Source organism: Paenibacillus sp. FSL E2-0178 (genome assembly GCF_038593005.1).
GTDB classification, from domain to species: Bacteria; Bacillota; Bacilli; order Paenibacillales; family Paenibacillaceae; genus Paenibacillus_AQ; species Paenibacillus_AQ phytohabitans.
In genome coordinates this window covers 4,674,358-4,699,536 of record NZ_CP151953.1, presented here as the reverse complement: position 1 = coordinate 4,699,536, position 25,179 = coordinate 4,674,358, and the positions used below count along the sequence as shown (strand labels likewise).

The window sequence follows — 25,179 nt, the reverse complement described above, 5'->3', positions numbered from 1 at the left end:
TCATCACTTATACATTCTTTAGCCAAAAAGAAGGGGAGCGAATCCTCTTCTTTTTGCGTTTTAGAATAAGGGAGTAAATTATTTATGATTAAAGAATTAATTGTCGTCGAAGGTAAAAGCGATACCGTGGCCGTTAAGCGGGCGGTAGAAGCGGATACGATTGAAACAGGCGGTTCCGCAGTGGACCGTAAGGTCATTGCAAAGATTACATTAGCCATGGAACGCAGAGGGGTTATTATCCTCACGGATCCCGATCATGCCGGAGAGCGGATTCGCAAAATTGTCTCCTCCAAGGTACCCGGATGCAAGCACGCATTCATTCCGGAGAAGGATGCTACCCGCAAAGGGGATATAGGTGTGGAGAATGCCTCGCCTGAGGCCATCCGCCATGCGCTGGAGCATGTCCATACTTCTTTTGAAGGGGCACCGGCTGTAATCGGGCTGGAGGATCTTATGGCCGCAGGTATGATGGTACACGCACAGGCAGCAGAGAGAAGAATGCAGCTTGGCAATCTGCTGGGTATCGGTTATTGCAACGGCAAGCAGCTGTACAAGCGTCTGGCGATGTTCGGTATTACACGCGAAGAGTTCGCGCGCGCTCTCGCCCAAATTGATCAGGGAGGCATTACTTCATGAGCGACACTCTGAATATCTCATCCCCAACTAGAACCAAAGCAATCATACAGCGGTACGGGTTTTCGTTCAAAAAAAGCCTGGGCCAGAACTTTTTGATCGACCAGAATATTCTGGACAAAATTGTCGATGCCGCAGGCCTGGATTCTGCAGCAGGCGCACTGGAGATTGGCCCGGGTATCGGAGCCCTGACGGAAAGGCTGGCGATGACAGCAGGAGCGGTCACAGCGGTGGAGATTGACCGCAGACTGATTCCGATCCTCAGGGATGTCCTGTCACCCTATCCCCATGTAAAGATCCGCAATGATGATGTACTGAAGGTCAACATGCAGGAGCTGTTTGCCGAAGATTTTGCCGGTGTGGACAGGGTCAGCGTAGTGGCTAACCTCCCGTATTATGTGACGACCCCGATTCTCATGAAGCTGCTGGAAGAGAAGCTGCCGCTTGATAACATTGTCGTTATGATCCAGAAGGAAGTTGCCGAACGTATGGCTGCTTCTCCTGGAGGCAAAGAGTACGGAAGCCTTAGTATTGCCGTCCAGTATTACAGCGAGCCCGAACTGGTCTGCATGGTACCCCGGACAGTGTTCATTCCGCAGCCGAATGTAGAGTCAGCCGTCATCCGTCTGAAGGTCAGAGAGCGCCCTCCGGTTGAAGTTGCCGATGAGAAGCATTTCTTCGATGTTGTTCAGGCATCCTTCACCCAGCGGCGCAAGACGATCGCCAATAACCTGAAGGCCCGCTACTTCGCTGAAGAGGGGCGTGAGCGTCTGGAGGCACTGCTGGCTGAAGCAGGGATAGAGCCGTCCCGCCGCGGAGAGACACTGAGCCTGGAGGAATATGCGCGGCTAAGCGCTGTCCTGCTGACCGCAGGAATCGTATAATCAGCAGAAAACACTCCGGGTGATGAACCAACCGGGACCTTTGCCCATAACATGGGGTAGAGGTGGTGTTGTAATGAATTTAGGAGACTTGGTCATACGTAAATCTTATGGCGGCGATGTGACTTTCCGGGTAGAGAATATAGTGCAGAATAAAGCCGTCATCAAGGGGACGGAATTCCGGTTGCTGGCGGACTCTCCGCTGGATGATCTGGTGCAGGTGCCTCCTACCCGGGTTACAGAGCGGGGGCAGCAGGCGCAGATCAAAGCCATAGAATCCCTGAGCTGGCTGCGCAAAGACCGTCAGGAGCAGAGCCAGCGCAGCGGAGAGAGTGTATCGGGAGCAACTGGCACATGGGCCCCAACTCCGAAGGAAGCCGGATTTTTCGAAGTGCCGGGTAAGGTGCTGCATTTGGATGGCGACGCGCTGTACCTGAAGAAGAGCCTGAGTCTGTATGAGCAGTTGCGCATACCCGCCGAAGGGCATCATATTCATGAGTCCAAAATGGCGGAGACCTTGTACCGGCTGCTGCCCCGTGTGCGTCCGGATATCGTGGTGATTACCGGTCATGACGGAGTACTTAAGCAACAGCAGGGGTATGATCTCTACAGCTTGAGCAGCTACAAAAATTCACAGAATTTTGTTGCGGCTATCCAGGTTGCCCGGGAGTATGAGCGGAATTTCGACGCCCTGACGATTGTTGCAGGGGCCTGCCAGTCGCATTTCGAGGCGCTGCTGGGCACAGGGGCGAATTTCGCCAGCTCACCGGGAAGAATACTCATTCATGCCCTGGACCCCGTCTATATTGCGGCCAAGGCTTCATTCACATCGATCCGCGATACGGTCAATTTGAGCGATGTATTGAACCATACCATTAGCGGCAACCAGGGAATGGGCGGAATTGAGACCCGCGGGAGCTTCCGCATCGGGATGCCCCGGCTGCAGAATCTTGCTACCCTGAAGGTGGCGCCTTCGGTGCTGTAGCGGCGGATATAGAGAAGGAAGGATAAGCGATCCGGCTTATCCTTCCTTTTTTCATGGGCAGATTTGCGTTCAGCATTACCGATAACAAGGCGCTTAAGCCGGGACTTCGTGCTTCTAAAAAAATTCCGTTGACAACTATTTTAGCATCATCTATAATTATTTATTTGCTTTGACAATGATTGTGAAAAGTTGTATAATGGACAAGGAAAGAGGTGGTCGTCAGGCAATGGCTAATAACGCGCTGTTGGAAATCAAACGCAGTCTCGAAGCTCACGTCGGTCATAAGATCACGTTGCGGGCTAACGGTGGTCGTCGCAAGACCGTTGAACGTACCGGTGTCCTGGAAGAAACGTACCCTTCTGTATTTATTGTCAAACTGGATCAGGAGCAGCAAACATTCAAGCGAGTCTCCTATAGCTATGCCGATATCCTTACTGAATCTGTGGAAATCACAGTTACCGAAGACGATGGGCAGATGCGGATTATGTATATTAAAGCTTAGCGTCACGGACAGTCTCCCTTAAGGGGGGCTGTTTTTTGTTTTTCCGCTGCATGACCTGTGCCCCTTGGCCGCATACTACATAAGCAGTAGCTCATCATCCAATAGCATACAGGGAGGAATCCGTAATGAGCCGCAGAAGACGGGGCATGATGTCGGAGGAATTGAAGACAGAGCTGGCCAAGGAGCTTGGATTCTATGAAACGGTAGAGCAGGAAGGCTGGGGTGGAATCCGGGCAGTTGATGCCGGGAACATGGTCAAGAGAGCGATTCAGCTGGCTGAACAGGCTGCACGGAAATCGTAACGCCGTCAGGCTGGGGTCTGCAGTTGTAACTGGGTATCGCCTGCTGGCGGTACCTTTTTCCAGATACCGGGGTCCGGAGAAGCTTACTCAACTTTTGTTAATGGACTTCACTGCCAGTTTCTCATATAATATGTTAAGTTGTTTTTACGGGAAAAGCTGAGGGTGGGTGAACGCCTTGAAAATGTATGAGAAAGCGCCGGCCAAGATTAATTTGATGCTGGATGTGCTGCATAAGCGCGCTGACGGATTTCATGAAGTGGAAATGATTATGACTATGGTCGATCTGGCCGACCGTCTGGAGCTCTCCGAGCTGAAGCGTGATTCCATTATTATCTCTAGCCAGGCCGGGTATATTCCGCTGGATGAGAAGAATCTGGCCTTCCAGGCCGCAAGACTGATTAAAGACCGCTATAACGTGAGAAGCGGTGTACATATTCACTTGGACAAAAGAATTCCGGTCGCTGCCGGCCTAGCCGGCGGCAGCAGTGACGCCGCGGCTACGCTGCGCGGCCTGAACCGGCTCTGGCGCCTCGGGATCCCGGCGCAGGAGCTGCAGGAACTGGGCGCCGAGCTGGGCTCGGACGTCCCGTTCTGCGTCACAGGAGGCACTGCCCTCGCTACGGGCAGGGGAGAACGGCTGACTCCGATAGCGAGTCCGCCGCAATGCTGGGTCGTCCTGGCCAAGCCGCCGATTAATGTATCGACGGCTGAAGTGTACGGACGCGTACGCGCGAATAACATCGCGGTCCATCCGTCCGCACTCCGGATGCAGCAGGCGATTGAGGCCGGCGATTTCGCGGCGGTCTGCGCGGGCCTGGGCAATGTGCTGGAGGATGTGACCCTGAAGCTGCACCCGGAGGTACAGCAGCTCAAGGAAGCGATGATGAAGCTGGGGGCAGACGGGGTACTGATGTCCGGCAGCGGACCGACAGTGTTCGGCCTGGTATCGAAGCAGTCCAAGGTGGCAAGAATCTATAACGGGCTCCGCGGATTCTGCAAGGAAGTCTATGCCGTGCGTTCGCTGAGCTGAGCCGGAAGGCACACCGAAACGGTTAGCGCTGCCCCAGGTAGCTTAGCCGTTTCTTCTTGAGCGAAGAGCAAGTCAACTCCTGAAAGACGGTATAACCGTTTTCGCTTGTGTAAATCCGTACAAAAATGATATTATTCATAATAATATTCGGTTTTGGCGAGGAGCATTCCGTGAAAAAACTTAAACGAAGCCAGCGATTGGTTGATATGACCCAATTTTTACTTGAGAAGCCGCATGATCTGCTGCCGCTCTCGACCTTCGCAGAGCGGTACGGTGCAGCGAAGTCATCGGTCAGTGAAGATCTGGCTATTATAAAAGAGGTATTTGAAGGCGAAGGCATGGGCGAACTGCAAACCCTGGCGGGTGCTGCAGGCGGAGTCAGGTATATTCCGCGGATGCCGATGGACATGGCCCTAGCTTTCGTGAACCGTCTGTGCGGGCAGCTGGAGCAGAGTGACCGGATTCTGCCCGGTGGTTATTTGTACATGTCCGATCTGCTGGGACTGCCGTCCCTGATGGAGCAAGCCGGTAAGATTATTGCTACGGCTTTTTACGGAGTAGAGATTGATGTCGTGATGACGGTGGAGACCAAGGGGATTCCGCTGGCTTATGCGACGGCGGCACAGCTTGGGCTGCCTGTAGTACTGGTGCGCCGCGACCATCAGGTGACCGAGGGTTCGGCGGTAAGCATTAATTATGTCTCGGGTTCGCACAAGAGCATACATACGATGTCGCTGTCCAGACGGGCACTGCGTGAGAAATCCCGGGTGCTGATCGTGGATGACTTCATGAAGGCGGGCGGTACCGTACGCGGGATGGTTGATCTGCTCGGTGAGTTCAATGCTGAGGTCGCCGGTGTAGGCGTACTTGTAGAATCCGGAGCGGTGGAGAAGGAAGAACGCCTGCTGCATGATTACGTATCACTCGTAAAGCTTACTGAGGTAGATTCCAAGGTGCGGCGCATTTCCGCGTATCCCGGCAACTATTTCCCCTCCTGAGGGAGCAGGATTTCCAAGATTAAAAACCCGTGCATAATGTCGAAACCGTGAGGAATCTTAAGATAACAGCACGAAATGTGTCGAAATCAATGGTTCTGCAAAAATAATCTTCTTTTTCAGGCATTTTATGGAATGAAAAAGAAGGAATTCGCTTTGCTGTGTGGAATTATACACCAAGTCTCTGATGGAAAAAGGTGGTGAACACACACATGCAAATTACGGATGTCAGACTCCGCCGCGTCAACTCTGAGGGGAGAATGAAAGCAATCGCATCCATTACAATCGATAACGAGTTTGTTGTTCATGACATACGCGTCATCGATGGTAATAACGGGATGTTCGTTGCAATGCCCAGCAAGCGTACACCTGACGGTGAATTCCGCGATATCGCTCACCCGATTTCTTCGGGAACGCGCGAAAAGATTCAATCTGCGGTTCTGGCCGAGTACGAACGCGCCGCTACGGAAGAAGAAGAAGTCATTGAAGAGGGAGCTTAAGCTGTGAAGCGCTGACTCTCAAGGATTGCTGCCCTCCCGGGCGGCGTAAGGCCATGCCGTTTTTTTAAGATAAGACTTTTTATGTTTCGGGGTCCCGCAAAGTACCTGGGTCAGCCTCGAAGACAAAGCCCCACTTTGTGGGGGGATTTTATTGGGGTTCGAAGAAAAGGGAACCATGCCTTCATGGTTCTCTTTTCTTTTTGCCCGGAATGAGATATATTCAGTAGTGAGTTCAAGAAGTAGGAGGTTGGCATTCTTGAAAAGAATGGCTGTTGTACTTGCTGCAGGCCAAGGCAAGCGCATGAAATCTAAATTATACAAAGTGCTGCACCCCGTCTGCGGCAAACCGATGGTAGGGCACGTGCTTGATACAGTAAAAGCGACCGGATGCGAGCGTACAGTAGTTGTCGTAGGTCACGGGGCTGAGAAGGTTAAGGCATATGTCGGCCAGGATGCCGAATACGTATTGCAGGAACAGCAGCTCGGCACAGGCCATGCCGTCAAACAGGCGAAGGATCTTCTCGGCGGCGAACAAGGGACAACGGTTGTTGCTTACGGCGATACACCGCTGATTACCTCGAAGACGCTTGAAGGACTGATGACGCTGCATGAAGAGCAGGGTGCTTCTGTAACTGTGCTTACTGCAGTCATGGATGATCCGTCAGGCCTCGGCAGAATTATCCGCAATGCGGACGGTGCCTTGATGAAGATCGTTGAGCAGAAGGATTGTTCGGCTGAAGAAGCCGCGATCCGGGAGATCAACACCGGAATTTATTGCTTTGATAACGCTAAATTATTCGCAGCACTGGAGGAAGTCACTCCAAACAATATGCAGGGCGAGTATTACTTGACGGATGTAATCGGCATTATGCGGGAGCAGGGCGATCTTGTTCTGGCGTTCCAGACCGCAGATGCTACAGAGTCTATTGGTGTGAATGACCGCCTGGCATTGTCCGAAGCGGAAGGCTATATGCGTGAGCGTATCAACCGCGGGCATATGCTGAACGGCGTAACTCTAATCGATCCTGCCTCTACCTATATTGGAGCGGATGTTGTCATTGGAGCAGACACTGTGCTGTATCCGGGCACTGTGCTCAAAGGCAAGACGGTAATCGGCGAAGATTGTGTGATCGGACCTGCGAGCGAAATTGAAGACTGCGTGATTATGGACGGTGCTGTAGTGAAGCACTCCGTACTGAGTCAGGCTGAGGTCGGCGCACGGGCATCCGTTGGGCCTTTTGCGTATTTGCGTCCAGGTGCCGTACTTGGCGAAGAGGTCAAGATCGGCGATTTCGTGGAGATCAAGAATGCTACAATCGGTGACGGCTCCAAAGTGTCCCATTTAAGCTATGTCGGTGATGCCGAGGTCGGTAAGAATGTGAATATCGGCTGTGGTGCCATCACCGTTAACTATGATGGCTACAACAAGTCGAGAACAGAAATCGGGGACGATGCCTTTATCGGCAGCAATGTGAACCTTGTAGCTCCGGTAACTGTGGGCAAAGGCGCATTCGTTGTCGCGGGGTCAACCATCACTCGTTCTGTTCCGGAGAATGATCTGGCTGTTGCCAGAGTAAGGCAGGAGAATAAGCCGGGTTATGCGGAGAAGATCCGCTCCCGTGCCAAAGCGAAGAAAGACCAGTCGAGTCCATCGTAAAGCGCCCAAGGCCAAAGCGCCGGACGGACTCTGCAAATCCGCGCCGGTGCTACTTGGAAGTTAAATTCCGTCACGGAGGGTTTATATTTTATGACTTATTGCGATTCCAAACTAAAGATTTTCACCTGCAACTCCAATCCTAAGCTGGCCAGTCAGATTGCCGATTATATCGGTATTCCGATGGGCGAGTCCCACACTACCAGCTTCAGCGACGGAGAGATTCAGGTTAAGCTGTCGGAAAGCGTCCGGGGCTGTCATGTATATATTGTGCAGTCCACCTGTGGACCGGTTAACGACAATCTGATGGAGCTTCTGGTTATGGTAGATGCGCTTAAGCGTGCGTCTGCGAAGAGCATCAATGTCGTCATTCCTTACTACGGTTATGCGCGCCAAGACCGTAAGGCCCGTTCACGCGATCCGATTACGGCCAAGCTGGTAGCGAACCTGATTGAAAAAGCGGGTGCACATCGCGTCATTACCATGGACCTTCATGCGATGCAAATTCAAGGCTTCTTCGATATTCCTGTGGATCATCTGCTGGGTGTTCCGATTCTGGCCCAATACTTCCGTTCCAAACAAATTCAGAACCCGGTTGTCGTATCTCCGGACCATGGCGGTGTTGTGCGGGCAAGAAAGCTTGCTGATTTCCTCAACGCTCCACTGGCGATCATCGACAAGCGCCGTCCTGAGCCGAACGTTAGTGAGGTTATGAACATTATCGGTAACATTGAAGGTAAAACAGCGATTCTGATCGATGATATCATCGATACGGCAGGAACGATCGTGCTGGGGGCTAATGCTCTGATGGAAGGCGGCGTTAAGGAAGTCTACGCCTGCTGTACACATCCTGTATTGTCCGGGCCTGCGCATGAACGTCTGGAAAACTCTCCAATCAAAGAAATTATCGTGACGGATACCATTCCAATTCGCAGCAGTAATCCGACAAGCAAGCTCAAAGTACTGTCCGTAGCTCCGCTTATGGGCGAAGCTATTATTCGTGTGCATGAAGAGCTGTCGATCAGCAAACTGTTCGAGATCGAATAAGCTGCTTATATTAGAAAAAGGGTTACACCTCCGTGAAGCGGAAGATGTAACCCTTGTCGGCGTGATGCGGGAAACGGAGCGGTTAGTACGTTTCAGTATCCCGGGCGGGAGATGAAGGTGAACAGGCTGCGGTTGTATAGCGTCCCCTGGAGCTCCACAAAGCCTTCATCCACCGCTGTAATCACACCGATGTCTACATGAGCGCTACCCCTAAATACTTCAACAGGCACAGCATATTGAATATGGTACTGGAAATGGCGCGGTAATGTTAAAATATCGCCCTGATGTGGCATTGTTCATCACCTGTCTTCGGAGTATAAACTTATTGTACCAAAAACGGAACTCTTCTGCTGGGAGTACCGGGCGGAAAGGATAGACCTTAGTTATGAAATGGATTGTTGGACTCGGAAATCCCGGAACGCAATACGCGAAGACCAAGCATAATGTTGGCTTCATGGCGCTGGATGAGCTTGCGTCCAGACACGGAATTGCCTTTAACCAGAATAAATGCAAATCGGTGATCGGCGAAGGTGTCATTGGCGGAGTTAAGACCGTATTGATTAAACCGATGACCTTCATGAACCTGTCCGGTGAGGCGGTCCGCGCTTATATGGATTATTACAAGGTCCAGCTGGAAGATATGATTGTTGTCTATGATGATCTGGATACGGAGCTGGGCAAAATCCGGCTGCGCTATCAAGGCAGTGCCGGCGGACATAACGGAATCAAGTCGATCATCCAGCACACAGGCACCCAGAGCTTCAACCGAGTGCGGATGGGGATCTCACGTCCGGAGCCGGGATTTGCAATTGTCGATTATGTGCTGTCTACGTTCTCCAAGAAAGACGGACCCAAGCTGGAAACGATGATTATGGATACTTGTGATGCAGTGGAATTCGGCCTGCAGCATACATTTGAGCAGACCATGGCCAAGTTCAATGGCTGATTACAAGGTATAGGGTGCAGTAATTTAAGGCTAAAGCTATCCGGGGCGGGGCATACTGGAGGTATATACTACCTTCAGGAGGCATATAGATGGCAATAAACTATGTATGCAGGCACTGCCGGACATTCTTAGGAAGCATCGGCAGAAGTGATATCACAGAGATGCAGCTGGGCCTACATTCCTTGACCCCTGCGGAACGCAGAGATATAATAGCGTATGATTCAGAAGGTGAGATTACGGTGAAGGTTACCTGCGGTTACTGCAAGCAGGCCCTGGATAACAATCCGGAACTCAGCCTGCTGGCCAGTCCGCTTCAGTAGGTGGAAGCGCCTGTCTCTATCGTCATCCGCAAGCCTTGGCCTTATCCGCTGAGGCTTGTTTTCGATTCTAATTATAATAGGTGGCAGCGGCAATGCTGCTGTCAGCCTGTTTAGTAAGAGAGGTGCACCTGTTGTTACAAGGTCTTATAGAAGCTTTTTCGAAGGATCCCGATTTTCAGTCCGTCACCAGCGGTATCGCTGCAGGTATGAAGGAGCAGCTTATCTCCGGCTTATCCGGCTCGGCCAGACAAATTATGCTGGCTGCGCTGCATGAAGAGACGGAGCGTCCGCTGCTGGTAGTCACTCATAATATGTTCTCGGCCCAGAAGATGGCCGAGGATTTGCAGGAAGCGCTTTCTCCGGACCGTGTGCTGCTGTATCCGGCTAATGAGCTGGTGGCTGCTGAAGCTGCAGTCTCGAGCCCCGAGACACTCGCTCAGCGTATTGATGTGCTTACGAAGTGTGCCAAGGGCTTCCGTGGTGTTGTAGTTGTTCCGTACTCCGGCGTCCGGCGTCTGCTCCCCGCCCCTCATGTGATGGCCGGAGCCCAGCTGACCGTTTCGCAGGACGGTACCCTTTCGCTGGATGAATTCCTCATGTCCATGATTGAAATGGGCTATGAGCGTGTCGAGCGGGTGGAGAACCGCGGTGAACTCAGCGTGCGCGGCGGTATTATTGATTTCTATCCTATGACTTCTCCACTGGCTTACCGGGTGGAGCTGTTTGATGATGAAGTAGACTCCATTCGTACCTTTGATCCCATAGACCAGCGGTCTATTGATAAGGTCCGGAGTGTGAAGATTACTCCGGCCAAGGAGATTATTGCCGATCAGCTGCGCCAGGATGCGGCCTCTACAGCTGCGTCAGCGCTGCTGGAGCGGCAGCTCGAGAAAATGAGCGACCGTCAGGCCAAGCTGCGTCTGCGTGAGGAAATGGGCCGGGAGCTGGAAATGCTGCGCGAAGGCACTTATTTTCCGGAAATCTATAAATATATCAGTCTCTTATATCCTGAACGCTCTCATCTGTATGATTACATGGCACAGGATACGTTGCTTGTGCTGGATGAACCGGCCCGATTGCTGGAAACTGCGAAGCAGCTGGAGCGCGATGAATCGGAATGGAACCTGCATCTGCTGCAGAACGGCAAAACGCTGCCTGACCTGCATCTTTCTGTCGAGAGCGATGTGATTATGTATCACCGCCCGTTCCAGAGTTTGTTCATGTCGATTTTCCTGCGTCAGGTTCCGCATATTCAGCCGCAGAATATCCTGGGCTTCATCAGCCGGGGAATGCAGGATTTCCATGGGCAGATGAATGTGCTGAAATCGGAGATGGAACGCTGGCACAAGTCCGGCGTGAAGGTTATTATGCTGGCCAATGGCGAGGAGCGGATGGAGCGTGTCCGCCGGGTGCTGGACGACTACGGGATTGAAGCGCCGACCATCCTTCAGGGCAACCTGGGCTCCGGTTTTGAGCTGCCTTCTATTCATTTGGCTGTCATCACTGAAGGTGAGATGTTCTCGCAGAAGCAGCGCAAGGCGCGGAAGGTCTCCAAGGGAATTGACAATGCCGAACGCATCAAGAGTTATACGGAGCTGAAGATTGGCGATTATGTGGTCCACCAGAATCACGGGATCGGCAAGTACATGGGCATCGGCACGCTTGAGGTCAGCGGGATTCACCGCGACTATATGCATATTCTCTATGCCGGCGGCGATAAGCTCTCGGTTCCGATTGAACAGATCGATCTCATTCAGAAGTATGTCGGTTCAGAAGACAAGGAGCCGAAGGTATATAAGCTTGGCGGCAACGAGTGGACGAGGGTTACCAGCAAAGTACGGAGCTCGGTTCAGGATATCGCCGATGATCTGATCAAGCTCTACGCCGAACGCCAGAGCGCGCTCGGATATGGCTTCGAGAAGGATACACAGGAACAGCGTGAATTCGAAGAGATGTTCCCGTATGAGGAGACCCGTGACCAGCTTCGTGCGATCGAAGAGATCAAGAAGGATATGGAGCAGAACCGTCCGATGGACCGCCTGCTCTGCGGAGATGTGGGCTACGGCAAGACTGAAGTGGCGATCCGGGCTGCTTTTAAATCAGCGATTGAGGGCAAGCAGGTGGCAGTACTCGTGCCAACAACGATTCTGGCTCAGCAGCACTATGAGACCTTCCGTGAGCGCTTCGCCAACTATCCGCTGAACATTCAGGTGCTGAGCCGTTTCCGCAGCCGCAAGGAGCAGAATGACACCATTAAGGGAGTAAGACAGGGTACCGTGGATGTGGTTATAGGCACACACCGTCTGCTGTCGCAGGATCTGGTGTTCAAAGATCTGGGTCTTCTGATTGTCGATGAAGAGCAGCGTTTCGGCGTGACCCACAAAGAGAAGCTGAAGAAGCTGAAGACCAATGTCGATGTGCTGACCCTGACGGCAACGCCGATTCCCCGTACGCTGCATATGTCGATGCTTGGTGTGCGGGACTTGTCAGTTATTGAGACGCCACCAGAGAACCGCTTTCCCGTACAGACGTATGTTGTGGAACATAGCCAGACCCTGACCCGTGAAGCGGTAGAGCGGGAGCTTGCCCGTGGCGGCCAGGTCTATTACCTCTATAACCGCGTCCAGGGGATTCAGGAAATGGCTGCACAAATCTCTATGCTGGTGCCGGAGGCAAGAGTAGGCATCGGCCATGGGCAGATGTCGGAGTCGGAGCTGGAGAAGACTATTCTCGACTTCCTCGATGGAGAATACGATGTCCTCGTCAGCACAAGTATTATAGAGACTGGCGTGGATATTCCAAACGTCAATACGCTGATTGTACATGATGCCGATAAAATGGGACTCTCCCAGCTCTATCAGCTGCGCGGCCGTGTGGGCCGTTCTAACCGGATAGCCTATGCTTACTTCACCTACCAGCGGGATAAAGTACTGACAGAAGTGGCTGAGAAACGCCTGCAGTCGATCAAGGAATTCACGGAGCTTGGTTCAGGCTTCAAAATTGCCATGCGCGATCTCTCCATCCGCGGAGCAGGTAATCTGCTTGGTGCGGAGCAGCACGGATTCATCGCTTCTGTCGGTTTCGATCTGTATTCGCAGATGCTGGCGGAGGAAATCCGCAAGCGTAAAGTCAGCGTGCTTGGTGAAGAGGATACTTCGCTGAAACAGGGCAATACCGTGATTGATTTGTCGATTGACGCGTACCTTCCATCCGAGTATATTTACGACAGTATCCAAAAAATTGAAATCTATAAAAAAGTCGCTGCGGTGGCTACTTTTGAGGATGCTTCGGAGCTTGAGGATGAGCTGCTTGACCGGTTCGGCGAGTTACCGGAGGCCGTCATCAATCTGCTCTCTGTAGCCAGGCTGAAGGTGTTCGGCAAGCTGTATGGTATGGAATCCATGGTCCGGCGGGGCGATGAGGTCTCGCTCAATTTCCATGAAGGAAGTATCGGCGCATTTGATACGGCGAAGCTCGCCAAAGTTGGAAATAGCTTCGAAAGACGTGTACAATTTGATAAGGATGCGAAAGCAACGATCCGCATCAAGTCCAAAGACTTGGGCGACAAAGAGCTGCTTGATCTGCTGGAGCAATTCCTTGCGGCAGCCAAACAGTCTTTAAAATCGAAGGGAGAATTACACAATGTCGTTAAATAAAAAACCATGGAAAGTGCTGCTGGTCTCACTGGCCGCAGCGGTTTCCTTCTCCATGCTTGCTGCCTGCAGCAACAACAGCAGCGATGATACAGCGGTAGCAACTTATAATGGCGGAACGATTACTGCGAAGGAATTCGACCTGGATACCCGCGTAATGAAATTCCTGTCTCCGCAGCAGGCGCAGTATCTGGAGATTGATATGTTCAAGGAGTCTATCCTGAAGCAGGAGGTCGCGTTTGAGTATCTGGCCGGCCAGGCAACGGATGAGGCGAAGAAGGCAGCAGAGAAAGAAGTCGACACACAGATTGAGACGATCAAGAGCAGTCTGGGCGACTCTTATAAAAGCTCTCTGAAGGAGCAGGATCTAAGTGAATCGGATCTGCGTTCTTATATGCAGCGGGTGCTTACCGTTTATCAGGACATGCTGCTCAAAGTAACGGACGAGCAGGTAAAGACAGAGTACGAAGCGATTAAAGCTGACTTCACCGTAGCTACACTGCGTCACGTGCTGGTTGGCTTGACGGATGGTGACGGCAAGGAGCGTACGGATGCAGATGCGCTGAAACGTGCCAATGAAGCCAAGGCGAAGCTGGACGGCGGCGCAGACTTTGCAGCCGTTGCCAAGGAATACTCGGATGATACCAGTACGAAGGATACCGGGGGCGAATATAAGGACACGCTTCTGTCCAAATACGTAGAAGAGTTCAAAGCCGCAGCCCAGACGCTGCCGCTTAATACGATCAGTGATCCGGTGAAGAGCAGCTACGGCTATCACGTCATTAAAGTTGAAGCCCGCAAGGAGACAACCTTCGACACGCTGACGGCAGAGCAGCTGGAGACCGTTAAGAGCTCGGCAGCTTCCGCCAGCCTGGAGTCATTCCTCGAGAAGGATCTGGACAGCCTGAAGATTGAGATCAACCTGCCGAAGAGCACCGCTGCAGCCGAAGAACCGGGAACAGCCGCTACAGCTACTCCAGCCCCGGCCGATGCCACAGCCGCTCCGGCTGCTACAGAAGCAGCCAAATAATTCTAAAGTTGGACAAGCCGCCTGAATGCGCCAAGCATCAGGCGGCTTTTTTTGACCCGTCTGGAGCAGGTATAGAATGGAGAAATTAAGAACATAACTGGAATGATGCGCCTGGAGTGCTGGGATTTTGCATGAACTATTTTAAACAGGCGGCTTGGATGTATAAGGAACTGGGAAGAGATGAATACTATGGTCAGATATTACGATAAATCACTGGGATTAACCATTCCCATAATGGACAGTAGTTGGACCATACTTCTTAAGAAAGCGGGGCAACATGTGAAATGAAAGCTACTGGAATTGTACGCCGTATTGATGACCTCGGACGAGTTGTTATCCCTAAAGAGATTAGACGCACCTTGCGGATTCGGGAAGGAGACCCTCTGGAAATCTTCGTCGACCGTGACGGTGAAGTTATACTGAAAAAGTATTCTCCGATCGGCGAGCTGGGTGATTTCGCTAAAGAATACGCGGAGTCACTGTATGAGGGAACAGGGCATATTACCATGATTACGGACCGGGACACCTTCATCGCACTCGCCGGCGGCTCCAAGAAGGATTATTTGGAGAAGCAGGTTGGCGTGCTGCTGGAGAAGGTAATGGAAAGCCGTAAAACGGTGCTTGAGACTAATGGAGGCAGCTACGACATCAGCAAAGACCACACGGAGCTGCTATCCAGCTATGTGGCAGCACCCATTATCTCCGGTGGAGATCCAATCGGCTGTGTAGTACTGCTGAATAAGGATGACACGGTGAAAATGGCGCAGATGGAAGTGAAGATGGCTGAAACAGCCGCAGCCTTCCTGGGCAAGCAAATGGAGCAGTAAGAGATTGGCCTATAGAACCCCGCTTATCCTCTGGGTATGAATCCACAGGAAATGGCGGGGTTTTGTTGTATCCGCGAAGCCATTTCCACTTACAGGCATACTTAAGCTATAATATAGAAATTCATTCTAATAGGATGAACTTAAGAATGCGGACTTTATGGTAACATGCTTAAGTTCACGTTCAATAAAATGGCAGTCACGCTGTAGAAGCAGGTATATCATGAAATCGGACACACAAGGCTCGAAGCTGCTGCAAGGGGCATTTATTCTTAGCGCGGCAGCTATATTCTCGAAACTGATTGGCACCCTGCAGAAGATTCCGCTGCAGAACCTGGGCGGTGATGCAGCATTCGGTATCTACAATACGGTCTATCCGCTATATACGATTCTGGTCACGGTGGCCATGCTGGGGTTGCCTGCAGCTATCTCCCGGTTCGTAGCAGAGGCATCTGCTGCGCAGGATGATCAGGAAGGACGGCGGGTGCTGCGCCTGTCAGCGGGCATTACAGCAGTCTCCGGACTGATTCTCGGGGTTCTGGTCTATACCGGAGCTCCGGTTATTGCTGTGTGGGTCGGCAACTCCCATATTACCCCTGCTCTGCGCAGCAGCGCCTGGGGACTGGCAGTAGTACCGCTGATGGCTGCTCTGCGCGGTTACTTCCAGGGGCTGCATAATATGATGCCGACTGCGGTGTCACAGGTCGTAGAGCAGTCGGTACGTGTGGCAGTCATGATCGCACTGCTGCTCTATCTGACAGCGGCCGGTGCCGATGCGGCAGGTATTGCCGCCGGCGCATTGCTCGGTCCTGCGGGCGGGGGATTGGCAGGTCTGGCTGTTATGCTCCTCTACTGGCGCAGTTACCGCCGCCGCGGGCTGCAGGATGTCATGCCTCATGTTCCGGCCAGAGGGAAACCAGCCGCAGCTGAAGTCCGCCCGGAACGCGGCGCGAATGCCCGTAAGCTGCTGGCTTACGGACTGCCGGTGATGCTGGGCGCTCTGGCAGTGCCGCTGATCGGCCTGGTGGATGTGTTCACGGTTCCCCGTCTGCTGACGGGAAGCGGCAGCAGTGAGACGGCTGCTATGGCCCAGTTCGGCATCTATAACCGCGGACTGCCGCTCGTCCAGATCGTAACCATGCTGGCCACCTCGTTGTCGGTAGTATTCATTCCGGCTCTGGCGGAAGCGAAATTCCAGCGGAACGAGGACCTTATCCGCACGCGCATCACGTTGTCGCTGCGCTGGTTCTGGCTCCTCGGGCTGGCCGCGTCCGTAGGCCTGGCCGTTCTTGCAGAGCCGGTTAACACGGCTCTGTACGGGGACGCTGCCGGCAGCGGCGCGATGACCTGGCTGGCCTTCACCGCCGCCGGCGGTACGGTCAGCATCATCTCCGCCGCGCTGCTGCAGGGCCTTGGCGCCGTGCGTGCGCCGGCGCTGCACCTTCTGGCCGCCGCTGCGCTTAAGGCGGCCCTGAACCTGCTGCTGGTCCCGCAGCAGGGCATTACCGGTGCGGCCAGCGCCGGCGGGGCCGCACATCTCTTCGCAGCAGCGCTGAACGTGCTGCTGCTGTACCGCCAGGGCTATCTGCGGCTGCGCTTCGCAGATGCCCTGCTGAAGCCCGCAGCGCTGCTCGCGGGCCTGGGGCTGGTTGCCGCGGCCGTGAGCCTCGCCGCGGGCAGAGCGGCGGACGCGGCCGGCTTCGGCGGCGGGCGGACCGCTGCGCTGGCGCAGAGCCTGCTCGGCGTGCTCGCAGGCTGCGCCGTCTTCGCACTCGGCGCAGTGGCGCTGCGGCTGCTCAGCGAGAACGAACTGCGCCAGCTTCCGGGCTTCGGCCCCCGGCTGGCGGACAAGCTGAAGAAGCTGCGCCTGTTCCCATAAGGCTTACTAATAATTTACATAGGGCCACCGGCTGCACGAGCAGCAGGCAGATGCCCTGAAAGGAGTAGACAGGCATGAGCGCAATACTAACGGTAGTCGGTCTTGGCTCCGGCAATCCGGACCGGCTGACACTGGGCATTATCAAGAAGCTCAAGGCGGCATCCGCCATTTACGTGCGGACCGCAGAGCATCCCGCTATGGCTGCACTGGCTGAGCTTGAGATTTCTTCGGAGTCTTTCGACGGGCTGTATGAATCGTTATCCTCCTTCCCTGAGGTCTACGAAGCCATTACGGCCACCCTGATTGAGAAGGCAGCAGCGGCTCCGCAAGGCACAGAAATCGTCTATGCCGTGCCGGGACATCCCATGGTTGCTGAATCCGCTGTATCCCTGCTGCGCCAGCGCTGCCCGGAGGCCGGCATTGAGCTGAATATCCTCGGCGGCGAGAGCTTCCTTGATGAGGCGTTCGTCCGTCTGGGCTTTGATCCGATTGAAGGATTTCAGCTGCTGGATGCTTCGGGCATCCGCAGCTCCCAGCTCCACCCGGAGCTGCACACGCTGATCGGACAGGTCTATGACAGCTTCACTGCATCAGAAACCAAGCTCTGCCTGATGGAACTGTATCCGCCGGAGTATGAAGTAATTGTCGGACATGCTCTCGGTGTAGAGGGCGAGGAGCAGATTCTGCGTGTGCCGCTGTATGAGCTGGACCGGCTGGACGGATACGGCAACCTCTCGCTGGTGTATGTACCAATCAACCCTGCAGAGGATGCGCGAAAGCGTACGTTTGCCCGGCTGCATGAGATTGTCGATATTTTGCGGAGCCCGGAAGGCTGTCCCTGGGACCGTGAGCAGACCCATGAATCCTTGCGTAAGAACCTGATCGAAGAGACTTATGAGGTGCTGGAAACGATTGACGAGGATGACCCGGACCATATGAAGGAAGAGCTGGGCGACCTGCTGCTCCAGATTATGCTTCATGCCCAGATGGAAGAGGAGCTCGGCACATTTAGCGTCTATGATGTAATAGAGGGGCTGAATGATAAGCTGATCTTCCGCCATCCGCATGTATTCGGGGACCAGGTTGCCGGCAATGCCGAGGAGGCGCTGCAGAACTGGGACGGCATGAAGGCCGAAGAGAAGCGGCGCAAAGGCGTGAAGCCTGAAGCGCTATCCGCGCTCAGCGGGGTTCCCCGTGACCTGCCTGCACTGATGAAGGCTTACAAGCTGCAGAAGAAGGCCTCCAAGGTGGGATTCGATTGGGATAATACCGGGGATGTCCTGGCCAAAATCCGTGAAGAGGTCGACGAACTGCAGGAAGCCATTGAAACGGGACTGTCTGCCGAGGAGCAAATGCTGGAGCTGGGTGATCTGCTGTTCGCGGCAACCAATGTAGCCCGCTTCATCGATGCCGATCCGGAGGAAGCGCTGACCCGCACAAACCGCAAGTTTATCTCCCGGTTCCAGTACATTGAGCAGCGGCTGCTTGATAGAGGTACTAGTGTTCAAGACAGTAGTCTGGAAGAGATGGAAGCCCTCTGGCAGGAAGCCAAGACGGAAGAGCGGAGCCAGTAGGGTATACAGTGCCGGAGAAACGGTAATGCTGTGAACAGGACCTTAAATCTCTGATTTGAAATGCAAAGAGAGGTTTATAATGTTATAGTGCTATAAGCCCCGGTTCTCCCGCCAGATGTTACATTTTTTAAAAAAACGGCGGATCATGGCAGGAATTGAGGGTAGAATCAAGAATATCATAAAGACGAAATGACGTTTTGCGGCAATTTCTGCCAGCAAACTGATTTTCATTTATTTTTTGTATCCTAGGAGGAACTTCAAATTATGAACAAGACAGATCTGGTAAACAACATTTCCGAAAAAAGCGGATTGGCCAAAAAAGATGTAGAAGCAGTACTCAACGGGGTTCTGGGCGAAATTACAGAAGCTCTGGCAAGCGGAGATAAAGTGCAGCTGATCGGATTCGGTACTTTTGAAACCCGCAAACGTTCCGGCCGTACGGGCCGTAACCCGCAATCGGGCACACCTATTGAAATCCCTGAATCGACTGTACCGGCCTTCAAGGCAGGTAACAAGCTTAAAGAAGCCGTTAACTAATGCGTCTGGACAAGTTCCTGAAAGTTTCCCGTCTGATCAAGCGCCGCACCGTGGCCAAGGATGTGTCCGAACAGGGCCGGGTACTGATCAATGGACGGGAATCCAAACCGAGCAGCACTGTGAAGATCGGTGACGAGATTACCGTGCAGTTCGGCCAAAAGCTTGTGACGGTCAAAGTCGAAAAGCTGGTGGAGACCACCCGTAAGGACGAGGCCGCCGGAATGTATACCCTGCTCCGTGAAGAGCCTGTGGCCAAAAGCACCGGACTCGACTGGTAAGGCAGATATTCAAAGGCAGTAACCGAAAGCGTAACTTTACTCTATGTGAAGTTGCGCTTTTTTACGATGCATGGCACTCCTTCATGTTCTATGCCCTGTCCTTCCGTCATAGATTAGAACCAAGAAGGAGGGGTACATGCTATGATCGAGCCAGCCAAAGTCAATAAACAACATGATCTGCACATGCACAGCCGTAAACAGGTCGAACTTACGGGCGTGCAGAATGTAGAGAGCTTTGACAGCGAGGAGTTTCTGCTACGTACGGAACTCGGCCATCTCACCATTCGGGGAAATCATTTACATATCAAAAATTTAAGTCTGGAGAATGGATTGTTGTCACTTGAAGGCAATGTTCATTCCCTGATTTATCTGGACCCCGGTACGCAGGGCAAAAATAAAGGGATTCTCCGTAAGCTGTTCAAATGAATCCCGCGGTCCAATGGATCACCCTGCTCTATATGGTGCTGGCCGGCACAGCCATGGGACTGGCCTATGACAGCTACCGGGTGCTGTCGCTGAAGCTGAGCTTTCCCAAATGGCTGAATGCGCTGCTGGATCTGCTGTACTGGATAGCGGCTGCCCTGTTCGTCTTTCGCATGCTTTATGCCGGAAATCAGGGACAATTGAGGTTTTATGTCTTTCTCGGACTCTTTCTAGGTGTATGGATCTATTTTTTGATCTTCAGTGTTACGGTGCGGCGTTTTGTGTTAATGTTAATTCAGTCGGTTCAGTATACGTGCAGGATGCTATGGAGATGTATTGAGATCGTGATCGGATGGCCGCTTCTCTGGCTGTGGCGCCTTGTGAAGGGAACGCTGCTGCTGCTCGGCCGGATCCTGCTCTATATTTTGAAGCTGCTGCTGCGTCTAACCAAGCCAATCTGGGTACTTCCTGTAAGGTGGGTCTCTCCGTATCTTTCCCGGTTCTATCACAGTGCCAGGATGGTGAGGATCACTAAATGGATATCGGGATGGCGGAAACGCTGATCTTGAACTGGGGGTACGCTGTATGAACAGATTCTCTGCGGAAGAGAAGAATGATAACCATAAGGCTTCGGCCGCAGGCGCGAAGAGAAGAAAGTTTATATGGATTTTTGTAGTGGCGGTATTCTTCGGCTGGGCCGGGTTTACTTTCTTTGCCCAGAGTTCAGCTATTGCCGACAAGACTGAACAGCTTGCGAAGAAGCAGCAGAGCAATGAAAGTGTCACAGCTTCGCTCAACCAACTGAAATATGAAGTCTCGCGGCTGAATGATGATGAGTATATCGGACAATTAGCGCGTAAATGGTATAATATGTATCCAGAAGGTGAATCACCTATCCGCACAGAGCAATCTGAGTAATAAAAGCAGGCTAAAAGGGGCTTTCGCTCTGTTGCCTTGCTTTCTTCTTTACTGTATAATCAAATCACCGCAGACAGGATGAACTTAATATTCGTCTGTATATTTTTAAGGGAGGATCATTTTATTCTATGGCAATTGAAGTGGGCACCAAGTTAGAGGGCAAGGTGACAGGCATCACGCATTTCGGAGCATTTGTGGATCTGTCAGGAGGTGTCACAGGTCTCGTTCACATCTCGGAGATCGCCGATAACTACGTCAAGGATGTTAACGATCATTTGAAGATTGCGGATGTAGTAACCGTCAAGGTGATCAATGTTGACAAGGACGGCAAGATCGGACTTTCCATTAAGCAGGCCGTTGATAAGCCGGCGTCAGAAGTACGTCCCCCCAGAGCTCCAAGACCAGAACGTCCAAGCGGTGGAGACCGTTTCGGCGGTGGTGGCGGCAGTGGCGGAGGCGGCGGTGGTGGATTCAATCGTGAACGGGGTGGGCGTCCATTCAAGCCTGCAGCCGGTAAACCTTCATTCGAGGATAAAATGTCACGCTTCCTGAAAGACAGCGAAGAACGGATATCTTCGATCAAGAAGAACACAGAAGGAAAGCGCGGCGGCCGTGGAGCCAAGCGCGTATAATCTGAGTCTTGCACATCATAAATAACCGCTGGGGCTTCATGCCCTTCGCGGTTTTTTTGTGTGTCCTGGTAATAGTCCAATTCCTGGAATTTTTCCGCAATGGCAGTAAGCTCTGCATTAACTTCAGTGTAGGATTCGCAGCCAGGCTGTTTTTTGTCGGCCACAAACAAATTGCCGACAGCATCCAAGCCATTCTCACATAACTCTAGGGCAATCGCTGACGAATGTATGCGCGGGCACCGGCAACGTCCGCCGTCATGGCCAGCCCCGGCAAGGGCTAACCTTTGGCTCCGTAAGGGTTAGAAAGGTTTTTCCATAAAATGTCGGCAGAGGCTTTTTTGTCGGAATATTTTTACAGCCTGCTCTCTGTTTCTGACAAACTTTCATAAGACCCCCGCTATATAATGAGAACCATAAATTCTTATACGGGTGGTGCAGGGGAATGAGTAAAAGCAATGTGGTGAATTTGCCGGAGTGGACAAGAGCAGGAAGCAAAGACAAGATTCAGAAGGAAGCTTGGAGTACACGTCTGAAGGCGTGGAGTATGAGACAGCCGGTCCTCCAGTTCATCGCGGTCAAGAAGTGGGCAATGCTGCTGAGTCTGATGGGCTTTTTACTGGGCCGTGCCATGATTTTGGACGAGCTGACTCCCTTTGCTGCCGCTTATTTCGCCGTCATTGTATTTATGCGCAGGGACTCTACGCTGCCTGTGGCTGCGGCTATTCTGCTCGGAAGTCTCTTTACCCCGTTTCCCGGTGCTATAGTGGTTGCCGCAGAGCTGATTATCTTTTATCTAATTTATAAAGGAATGGAAAACTTCCAGCGGGTGGATCTGTCCTATGCGCCGCTGATGGTATTCGTGGCTTCTTTTATGGTGGGACTGTTCCGGGTGGTGATCGGGCCGACGCTGGCCTGGTATCCGCTGATGATGGCAACGATTGATGCCTTGCTTGGGTTTGTGCTGACGCTCGTATTCCTGCAGGCGCTTCCGGTGTTCACTTATAAGCAAAAAAGCAGGGCGCTTCGCAACGAAGAGGTCCTCTGCTTGATTATTCTGCTGGCCTCCGTGATGACAGGCCTGGTCGGGTGGACGGTAAACGGCCTTTCTCTGGAGCATATTTTATCGCGCTTCCTCATTCTGCTCTTTGCCCTTGCCGGTGGAGCCCCGCTCGGGGCAGCCGTCGGTGTCGTCACCGGACTGATCCTCAGTCTGGCTGATGTAAGTGCCATTTATCAGATGAGTCTGCTGGCCTTCTCCGGTATGCTGGCGGGAATGATGCAGTCCGGACGCAAAGGGGCCGTCTCTATCGGGATGCTGCTCGGTTCAACCATATTGTCGGTATATTTCATGGGACCGGGCGATGTGATGAATTCCACCTGGGAGACCTGCGCGGCCGTAGTGTTGTTTCTTCTGACACCTAAAGGCATTATTTCTGCCATTGCCAAATATGTACCGGGCACTGCTGATCATAGCCGCTCTCAACATGAATATGCCCGCAGAGTGCGGGATATTACAGCAGACCGGGTTACCCAGTTCTCTCAGGTATTCCGTCAGCTCTCCAGCAGCTTTGGTCAAATTCCCCGTGCCACGGAAGCAGGTAAAAGCGACCGTGAAATGGAGGATTTTATGAAAACGGTAACGGAAGGAGCCTGCGCCGGCTGCATCCGGCGTACTCACTGCTGGGATGCCAAGTTCTATCAGACATACAGATATATGACCGATATGATGACTACTGTGGAGGAATGCCCCGACATTACAGCGGCCCAGCTGCCTCCGGAATGGAACCGGATCTGCGGCAAGACGGGCGAAGTGCTGGAAGTAATGAAGGGCCAATATGAACTCTATCAGCATGATATGCGCTGGAAGCGGCAAATATACGACAGCCGCCAATTTGTTGCCGAGCAATTATCCGGGGTCTCTCAGGTTATGGAGGATCTGGCGAAGGAGATCAAGCGGGAGGGCCAGGCGATGTACCGCCAGGAGGGACAGATTCGCGAGGCTCTGGAGAAGCTGGGCCTGTCAATTCACACTATAGAAATTCTAAGCCTTGATCCCGGGCGGGTAGAAATTGAAGTAGTGCATGCTTATACCCGGGGCTTTGACGAATGCCGCAAAATGATTGCCCCGCTGCTCTCCGATATCCTGGAGGAGAATATTGCGGTGGTAAGTGAAACAGCGGTGCACCCGCGCGAAGGCTTATCCATGGTGACTTTTGGTTCGGCCAAAGCTTATGAAATCAATACCGGCGTAGCCGGGGCTGCCAAAGGAGGCGACATAATGTCCGGCGACAGCTTCAGTACGGTGGAGCTCGGAAATGGCACCTTTGCTGTGTCGATCAGCGATGGAATGGGCAACGGCGAGCGGGCCCGGATGGAGAGCAGCGCTGCGCTATCCATGCTGGAGAAGCTGCTGCAATCCGGGATGGATGAGAAGCTGGCGGTCAAGTCCGTCAATTCGATTCTGCTGCTGCGTTCCCCGGATGAATTCTATGCGACCGTGGATATGGCGCTGATCGATCAATATTCGGCGCAGACCATCTTCATGAAGATCGCGTCAGCACCAAGCTTTATCCGGCGGGGCAGCGAGGTTATTCCGGTGACAGCCAGCAATCTGCCGATTGGAATTATTAAAGATATCGAAGTGGACCTGGTCACCATGCAGCTGCGTCCCGGGGATATTCTCATTATGATGACCGATGGTATTTATGATGCGCCCGGATATGCCGTTAATAAAGAGATATGGATGAAACGCCTGATCCAGGAGCTGGAAGGTGATGATCCTCAGGATATGGCCGACAGCCTGCTGGATAAGGTAATCCGTTACCAGGGCAATGAAATCCATGATGATATGACGATTGTCGTCAGTCGTGTTGATCATTTCCATCCGGAGTGGTCCAGCCTGCATATGCCGGGCGTGGGTCGTATGGAGAGACCACGTACAGTTAGTTAGGTAACCTATCATTCACCTGACACTGTTCTTTCATTATTATCTGTATAAGCTGAACTTAAAAATTGTGGCCAGCCGATAAACGCTCCCCCTGCAGAGTAAGGATTACGTCCATGCAGTAAGTGGGATTCTTAAGTTTCCTCTATTTTCGTTCCGGCACGCTGCCATGGGATTCAAGAACCACTGGCAGCCCTGGTCCGTCTCGGTTCAGGCATGAAATTGTTGTACGTAGTACAGCTTTGATTCGGCGTTACCCGGGTGTTTAGTAGGATTGTTGTATGAATTACAACAATTGCTCCGCTAAATGGCTTGGAAGCTGAGAAATCCTGCATTTCGTACAACAATATCCGATTTAGAATGATTTTATGAGGGAAATGTTGTATTTGGTGCAGGATTTTTAGACCTCAGACTGGAGGAGCGATAGCGGGCGCTTAATAGTTATCTGCAGGAAACGTATCAATTCAGCTGCAGCAAATACCAGATTTCCAGCAACAGCTAAGTCGTTGATCACCACTGGAGGTTCCAAATATTCCTCTGGCTGTGGCCTGTGGGCTAAGAAATCTTGTTTCAATAGGCGGGTGCACTCCATCGATCCACCCGCCCCGTTTCAACCGCCGCTGACTCAGCGGCGATTGCTTCAGATTGTTGGTCTTATCGTGAGGTTAAGGAACGGAGAGGAATTTTGGAAC

At 52.6% G+C, this 25,179-nt stretch carries 25 protein-coding genes; 24 read left to right on the top strand and 1 reads right to left on the bottom strand.

Features of this window, described 5'->3' with window-relative positions:
* Window positions 1–84: 84 nt before the first annotated feature.
* The 10 genes from rnmV (at window position 85) to MHI42_RS20310 (ending at window position 8,529) form a co-directional block, all read left to right on the top strand.
* Window positions 85–636: a ribonuclease M5 gene (gene rnmV, locus MHI42_RS20355; protein WP_171715665.1), complete on the top strand. Its 552-nt coding sequence runs from the start codon at window positions 85–87 to the stop codon at window positions 634–636.
* On the top strand, window positions 633–1,517 hold the full coding sequence (gene rsmA / locus MHI42_RS20350; protein ID WP_342420484.1) for a 16S rRNA (adenine(1518)-N(6)/adenine(1519)-N(6))-dimethyltransferase RsmA: 885 nt from the start codon (window positions 633–635) through the stop codon (window positions 1,515–1,517). The genes rnmV and rsmA overlap by 4 nt, the downstream gene beginning before the upstream one ends.
* A 73-nt stretch (window positions 1,518–1,590) precedes the next feature.
* Entirely contained in the window at window positions 1,591–2,499 is a 909-nt protein-coding gene (yabG, locus tag MHI42_RS20345; RefSeq protein ID WP_342420483.1) for a sporulation peptidase YabG, read from the top strand.
* Window positions 2,500–2,725: 226 nt separating this feature from the next.
* On the top strand, window positions 2,726–3,001 hold the full coding sequence (locus MHI42_RS20340) for a Veg family protein (protein ID WP_036696386.1): 276 nt from the start codon (window positions 2,726–2,728) through the stop codon (window positions 2,999–3,001).
* 125 nt (window positions 3,002–3,126) lie between these two features.
* Window positions 3,127–3,303, top strand: coding sequence for a small, acid-soluble spore protein, alpha/beta type (locus MHI42_RS20335; RefSeq protein ID WP_039305760.1), 177 nt, complete (start codon window positions 3,127–3,129; stop codon window positions 3,301–3,303).
* Between the two features lie 175 nt (window positions 3,304–3,478).
* Entirely contained in the window at window positions 3,479–4,333 is an 855-nt protein-coding gene (gene ispE, locus MHI42_RS20330) for a 4-(cytidine 5'-diphospho)-2-C-methyl-D-erythritol kinase (RefSeq protein ID WP_171715663.1), read from the top strand.
* Between the two features lie 170 nt (window positions 4,334–4,503).
* Window positions 4,504–5,331 (top strand): pur operon repressor, encoded by an 828-nt coding sequence (gene purR, locus MHI42_RS20325; RefSeq protein ID WP_042132683.1) that lies wholly within the window; start codon window positions 4,504–4,506, stop codon window positions 5,329–5,331.
* A 209-nt stretch (window positions 5,332–5,540) separates the two neighbouring features.
* Entirely contained in the window at window positions 5,541–5,828 is a 288-nt protein-coding gene (gene spoVG / locus MHI42_RS20320) for a septation regulator SpoVG (protein WP_036696395.1), read from the top strand.
* Between the two features lie 256 nt (window positions 5,829–6,084).
* Window positions 6,085–7,485: a bifunctional UDP-N-acetylglucosamine diphosphorylase/glucosamine-1-phosphate N-acetyltransferase GlmU gene (gene glmU / locus MHI42_RS20315; RefSeq protein ID WP_342420482.1), complete on the top strand. Its 1,401-nt coding sequence runs from the start codon at window positions 6,085–6,087 to the stop codon at window positions 7,483–7,485.
* A gap of 90 nt (window positions 7,486–7,575) precedes the next feature.
* Window positions 7,576–8,529 (top strand): ribose-phosphate diphosphokinase, encoded by a 954-nt coding sequence (locus MHI42_RS20310; RefSeq protein WP_019914487.1) that lies wholly within the window; start codon window positions 7,576–7,578, stop codon window positions 8,527–8,529.
* A gap of 92 nt (window positions 8,530–8,621) precedes the next feature.
* Here the strand turns inward: MHI42_RS20310 and MHI42_RS20305 are convergent, their stop codons facing one another.
* On the bottom strand, window positions 8,622–8,822 hold the full coding sequence (locus MHI42_RS20305; protein ID WP_039305774.1) for a hypothetical protein: 201 nt from the start codon (window positions 8,820–8,822) through the stop codon (window positions 8,622–8,624).
* Window positions 8,823–8,914: 92 nt separating this feature from the next.
* On the opposite strand from MHI42_RS20305, the gene pth reads away from it, so the two are divergent.
* The 14 genes from pth to spoIIE all read left to right on the top strand — a co-directional run bounded on the left by pth (window position 8,915) and on the right by spoIIE (window position 24,493).
* Window positions 8,915–9,475, top strand: a complete 561-nt coding sequence (gene pth / locus MHI42_RS20300) for an aminoacyl-tRNA hydrolase (RefSeq protein WP_171715662.1) — start codon at window positions 8,915–8,917, stop codon at window positions 9,473–9,475.
* Window positions 9,476–9,564: 89 nt separating this feature from the next.
* Window positions 9,565–9,795, top strand: a complete 231-nt coding sequence (locus tag MHI42_RS20295) for an anti-sigma-F factor Fin family protein (protein ID WP_039305780.1) — start codon at window positions 9,565–9,567, stop codon at window positions 9,793–9,795.
* A 131-nt stretch (window positions 9,796–9,926) separates the two neighbouring features.
* Window positions 9,927–13,451: a transcription-repair coupling factor gene (mfd, locus tag MHI42_RS20290; RefSeq protein ID WP_342424773.1), complete on the top strand. Its 3,525-nt coding sequence runs from the start codon at window positions 9,927–9,929 to the stop codon at window positions 13,449–13,451.
* Window positions 13,438–14,478 (top strand): peptidylprolyl isomerase, encoded by a 1,041-nt coding sequence (locus MHI42_RS20285; protein ID WP_171715660.1) that lies wholly within the window; start codon window positions 13,438–13,440, stop codon window positions 14,476–14,478. The genes mfd and MHI42_RS20285 overlap by 14 nt, the downstream gene beginning before the upstream one ends.
* A 284-nt stretch (window positions 14,479–14,762) precedes the next feature.
* Window positions 14,763–15,305 carry a stage V sporulation protein T gene (gene spoVT / locus MHI42_RS20280; RefSeq protein ID WP_171715659.1) on the top strand — a complete coding sequence of 181 codons (543 nt, stop codon included), beginning with the start codon at window positions 14,763–14,765 and terminating at the stop codon, window positions 15,303–15,305.
* Between the two features lie 220 nt (window positions 15,306–15,525).
* A complete protein-coding gene (locus tag MHI42_RS20275) occupies window positions 15,526–17,181 on the top strand; it encodes a polysaccharide biosynthesis protein (protein WP_342420481.1) in 1,656 nt (551 codons plus the stop codon).
* 74 nt (window positions 17,182–17,255) lie between these two features.
* Window positions 17,256–18,755 (top strand): nucleoside triphosphate pyrophosphohydrolase, encoded by a 1,500-nt coding sequence (gene mazG / locus MHI42_RS20270; protein ID WP_342420480.1) that lies wholly within the window; start codon window positions 17,256–17,258, stop codon window positions 18,753–18,755.
* Window positions 18,756–19,019: 264 nt separating this feature from the next.
* Complete coding sequence (locus MHI42_RS20265) at window positions 19,020–19,292, top strand: HU family DNA-binding protein (protein ID WP_039309509.1); 273 nt, start codon at window positions 19,020–19,022, stop codon at window positions 19,290–19,292.
* Window positions 19,292–19,570, top strand: a complete 279-nt coding sequence (locus MHI42_RS20260) for an RNA-binding S4 domain-containing protein (RefSeq protein ID WP_036723951.1) — start codon at window positions 19,292–19,294, stop codon at window positions 19,568–19,570. The genes MHI42_RS20265 and MHI42_RS20260 overlap by 1 nt, the downstream gene beginning before the upstream one ends.
* 141 nt (window positions 19,571–19,711) lie before the next feature.
* Window positions 19,712–19,996: a sporulation protein YabP gene (gene yabP / locus MHI42_RS20255; RefSeq protein WP_171715656.1), complete on the top strand. Its 285-nt coding sequence runs from the start codon at window positions 19,712–19,714 to the stop codon at window positions 19,994–19,996.
* Window positions 19,993–20,556, top strand: coding sequence for a spore cortex biosynthesis protein YabQ (gene yabQ / locus MHI42_RS20250; RefSeq protein WP_171715655.1), 564 nt, complete (start codon window positions 19,993–19,995; stop codon window positions 20,554–20,556). Before yabP ends, yabQ begins: the two co-directional genes overlap by 4 nt.
* A gap of 22 nt (window positions 20,557–20,578) precedes the next feature.
* Window positions 20,579–20,911 carry a septum formation initiator family protein gene (locus tag MHI42_RS20245; protein ID WP_171715654.1) on the top strand — a complete coding sequence of 111 codons (333 nt, stop codon included), beginning with the start codon at window positions 20,579–20,581 and terminating at the stop codon, window positions 20,909–20,911.
* A 128-nt stretch (window positions 20,912–21,039) separates the two neighbouring features.
* Entirely contained in the window at window positions 21,040–21,543 is a 504-nt protein-coding gene (locus MHI42_RS20240) for a S1 domain-containing RNA-binding protein (RefSeq protein ID WP_042132690.1), read from the top strand.
* A gap of 442 nt (window positions 21,544–21,985) precedes the next feature.
* Entirely contained in the window at window positions 21,986–24,493 is a 2,508-nt protein-coding gene (gene spoIIE, locus MHI42_RS20235; protein WP_342420479.1) for a stage II sporulation protein E, read from the top strand.
* Window positions 24,494–25,179 lie beyond the last annotated feature (686 nt).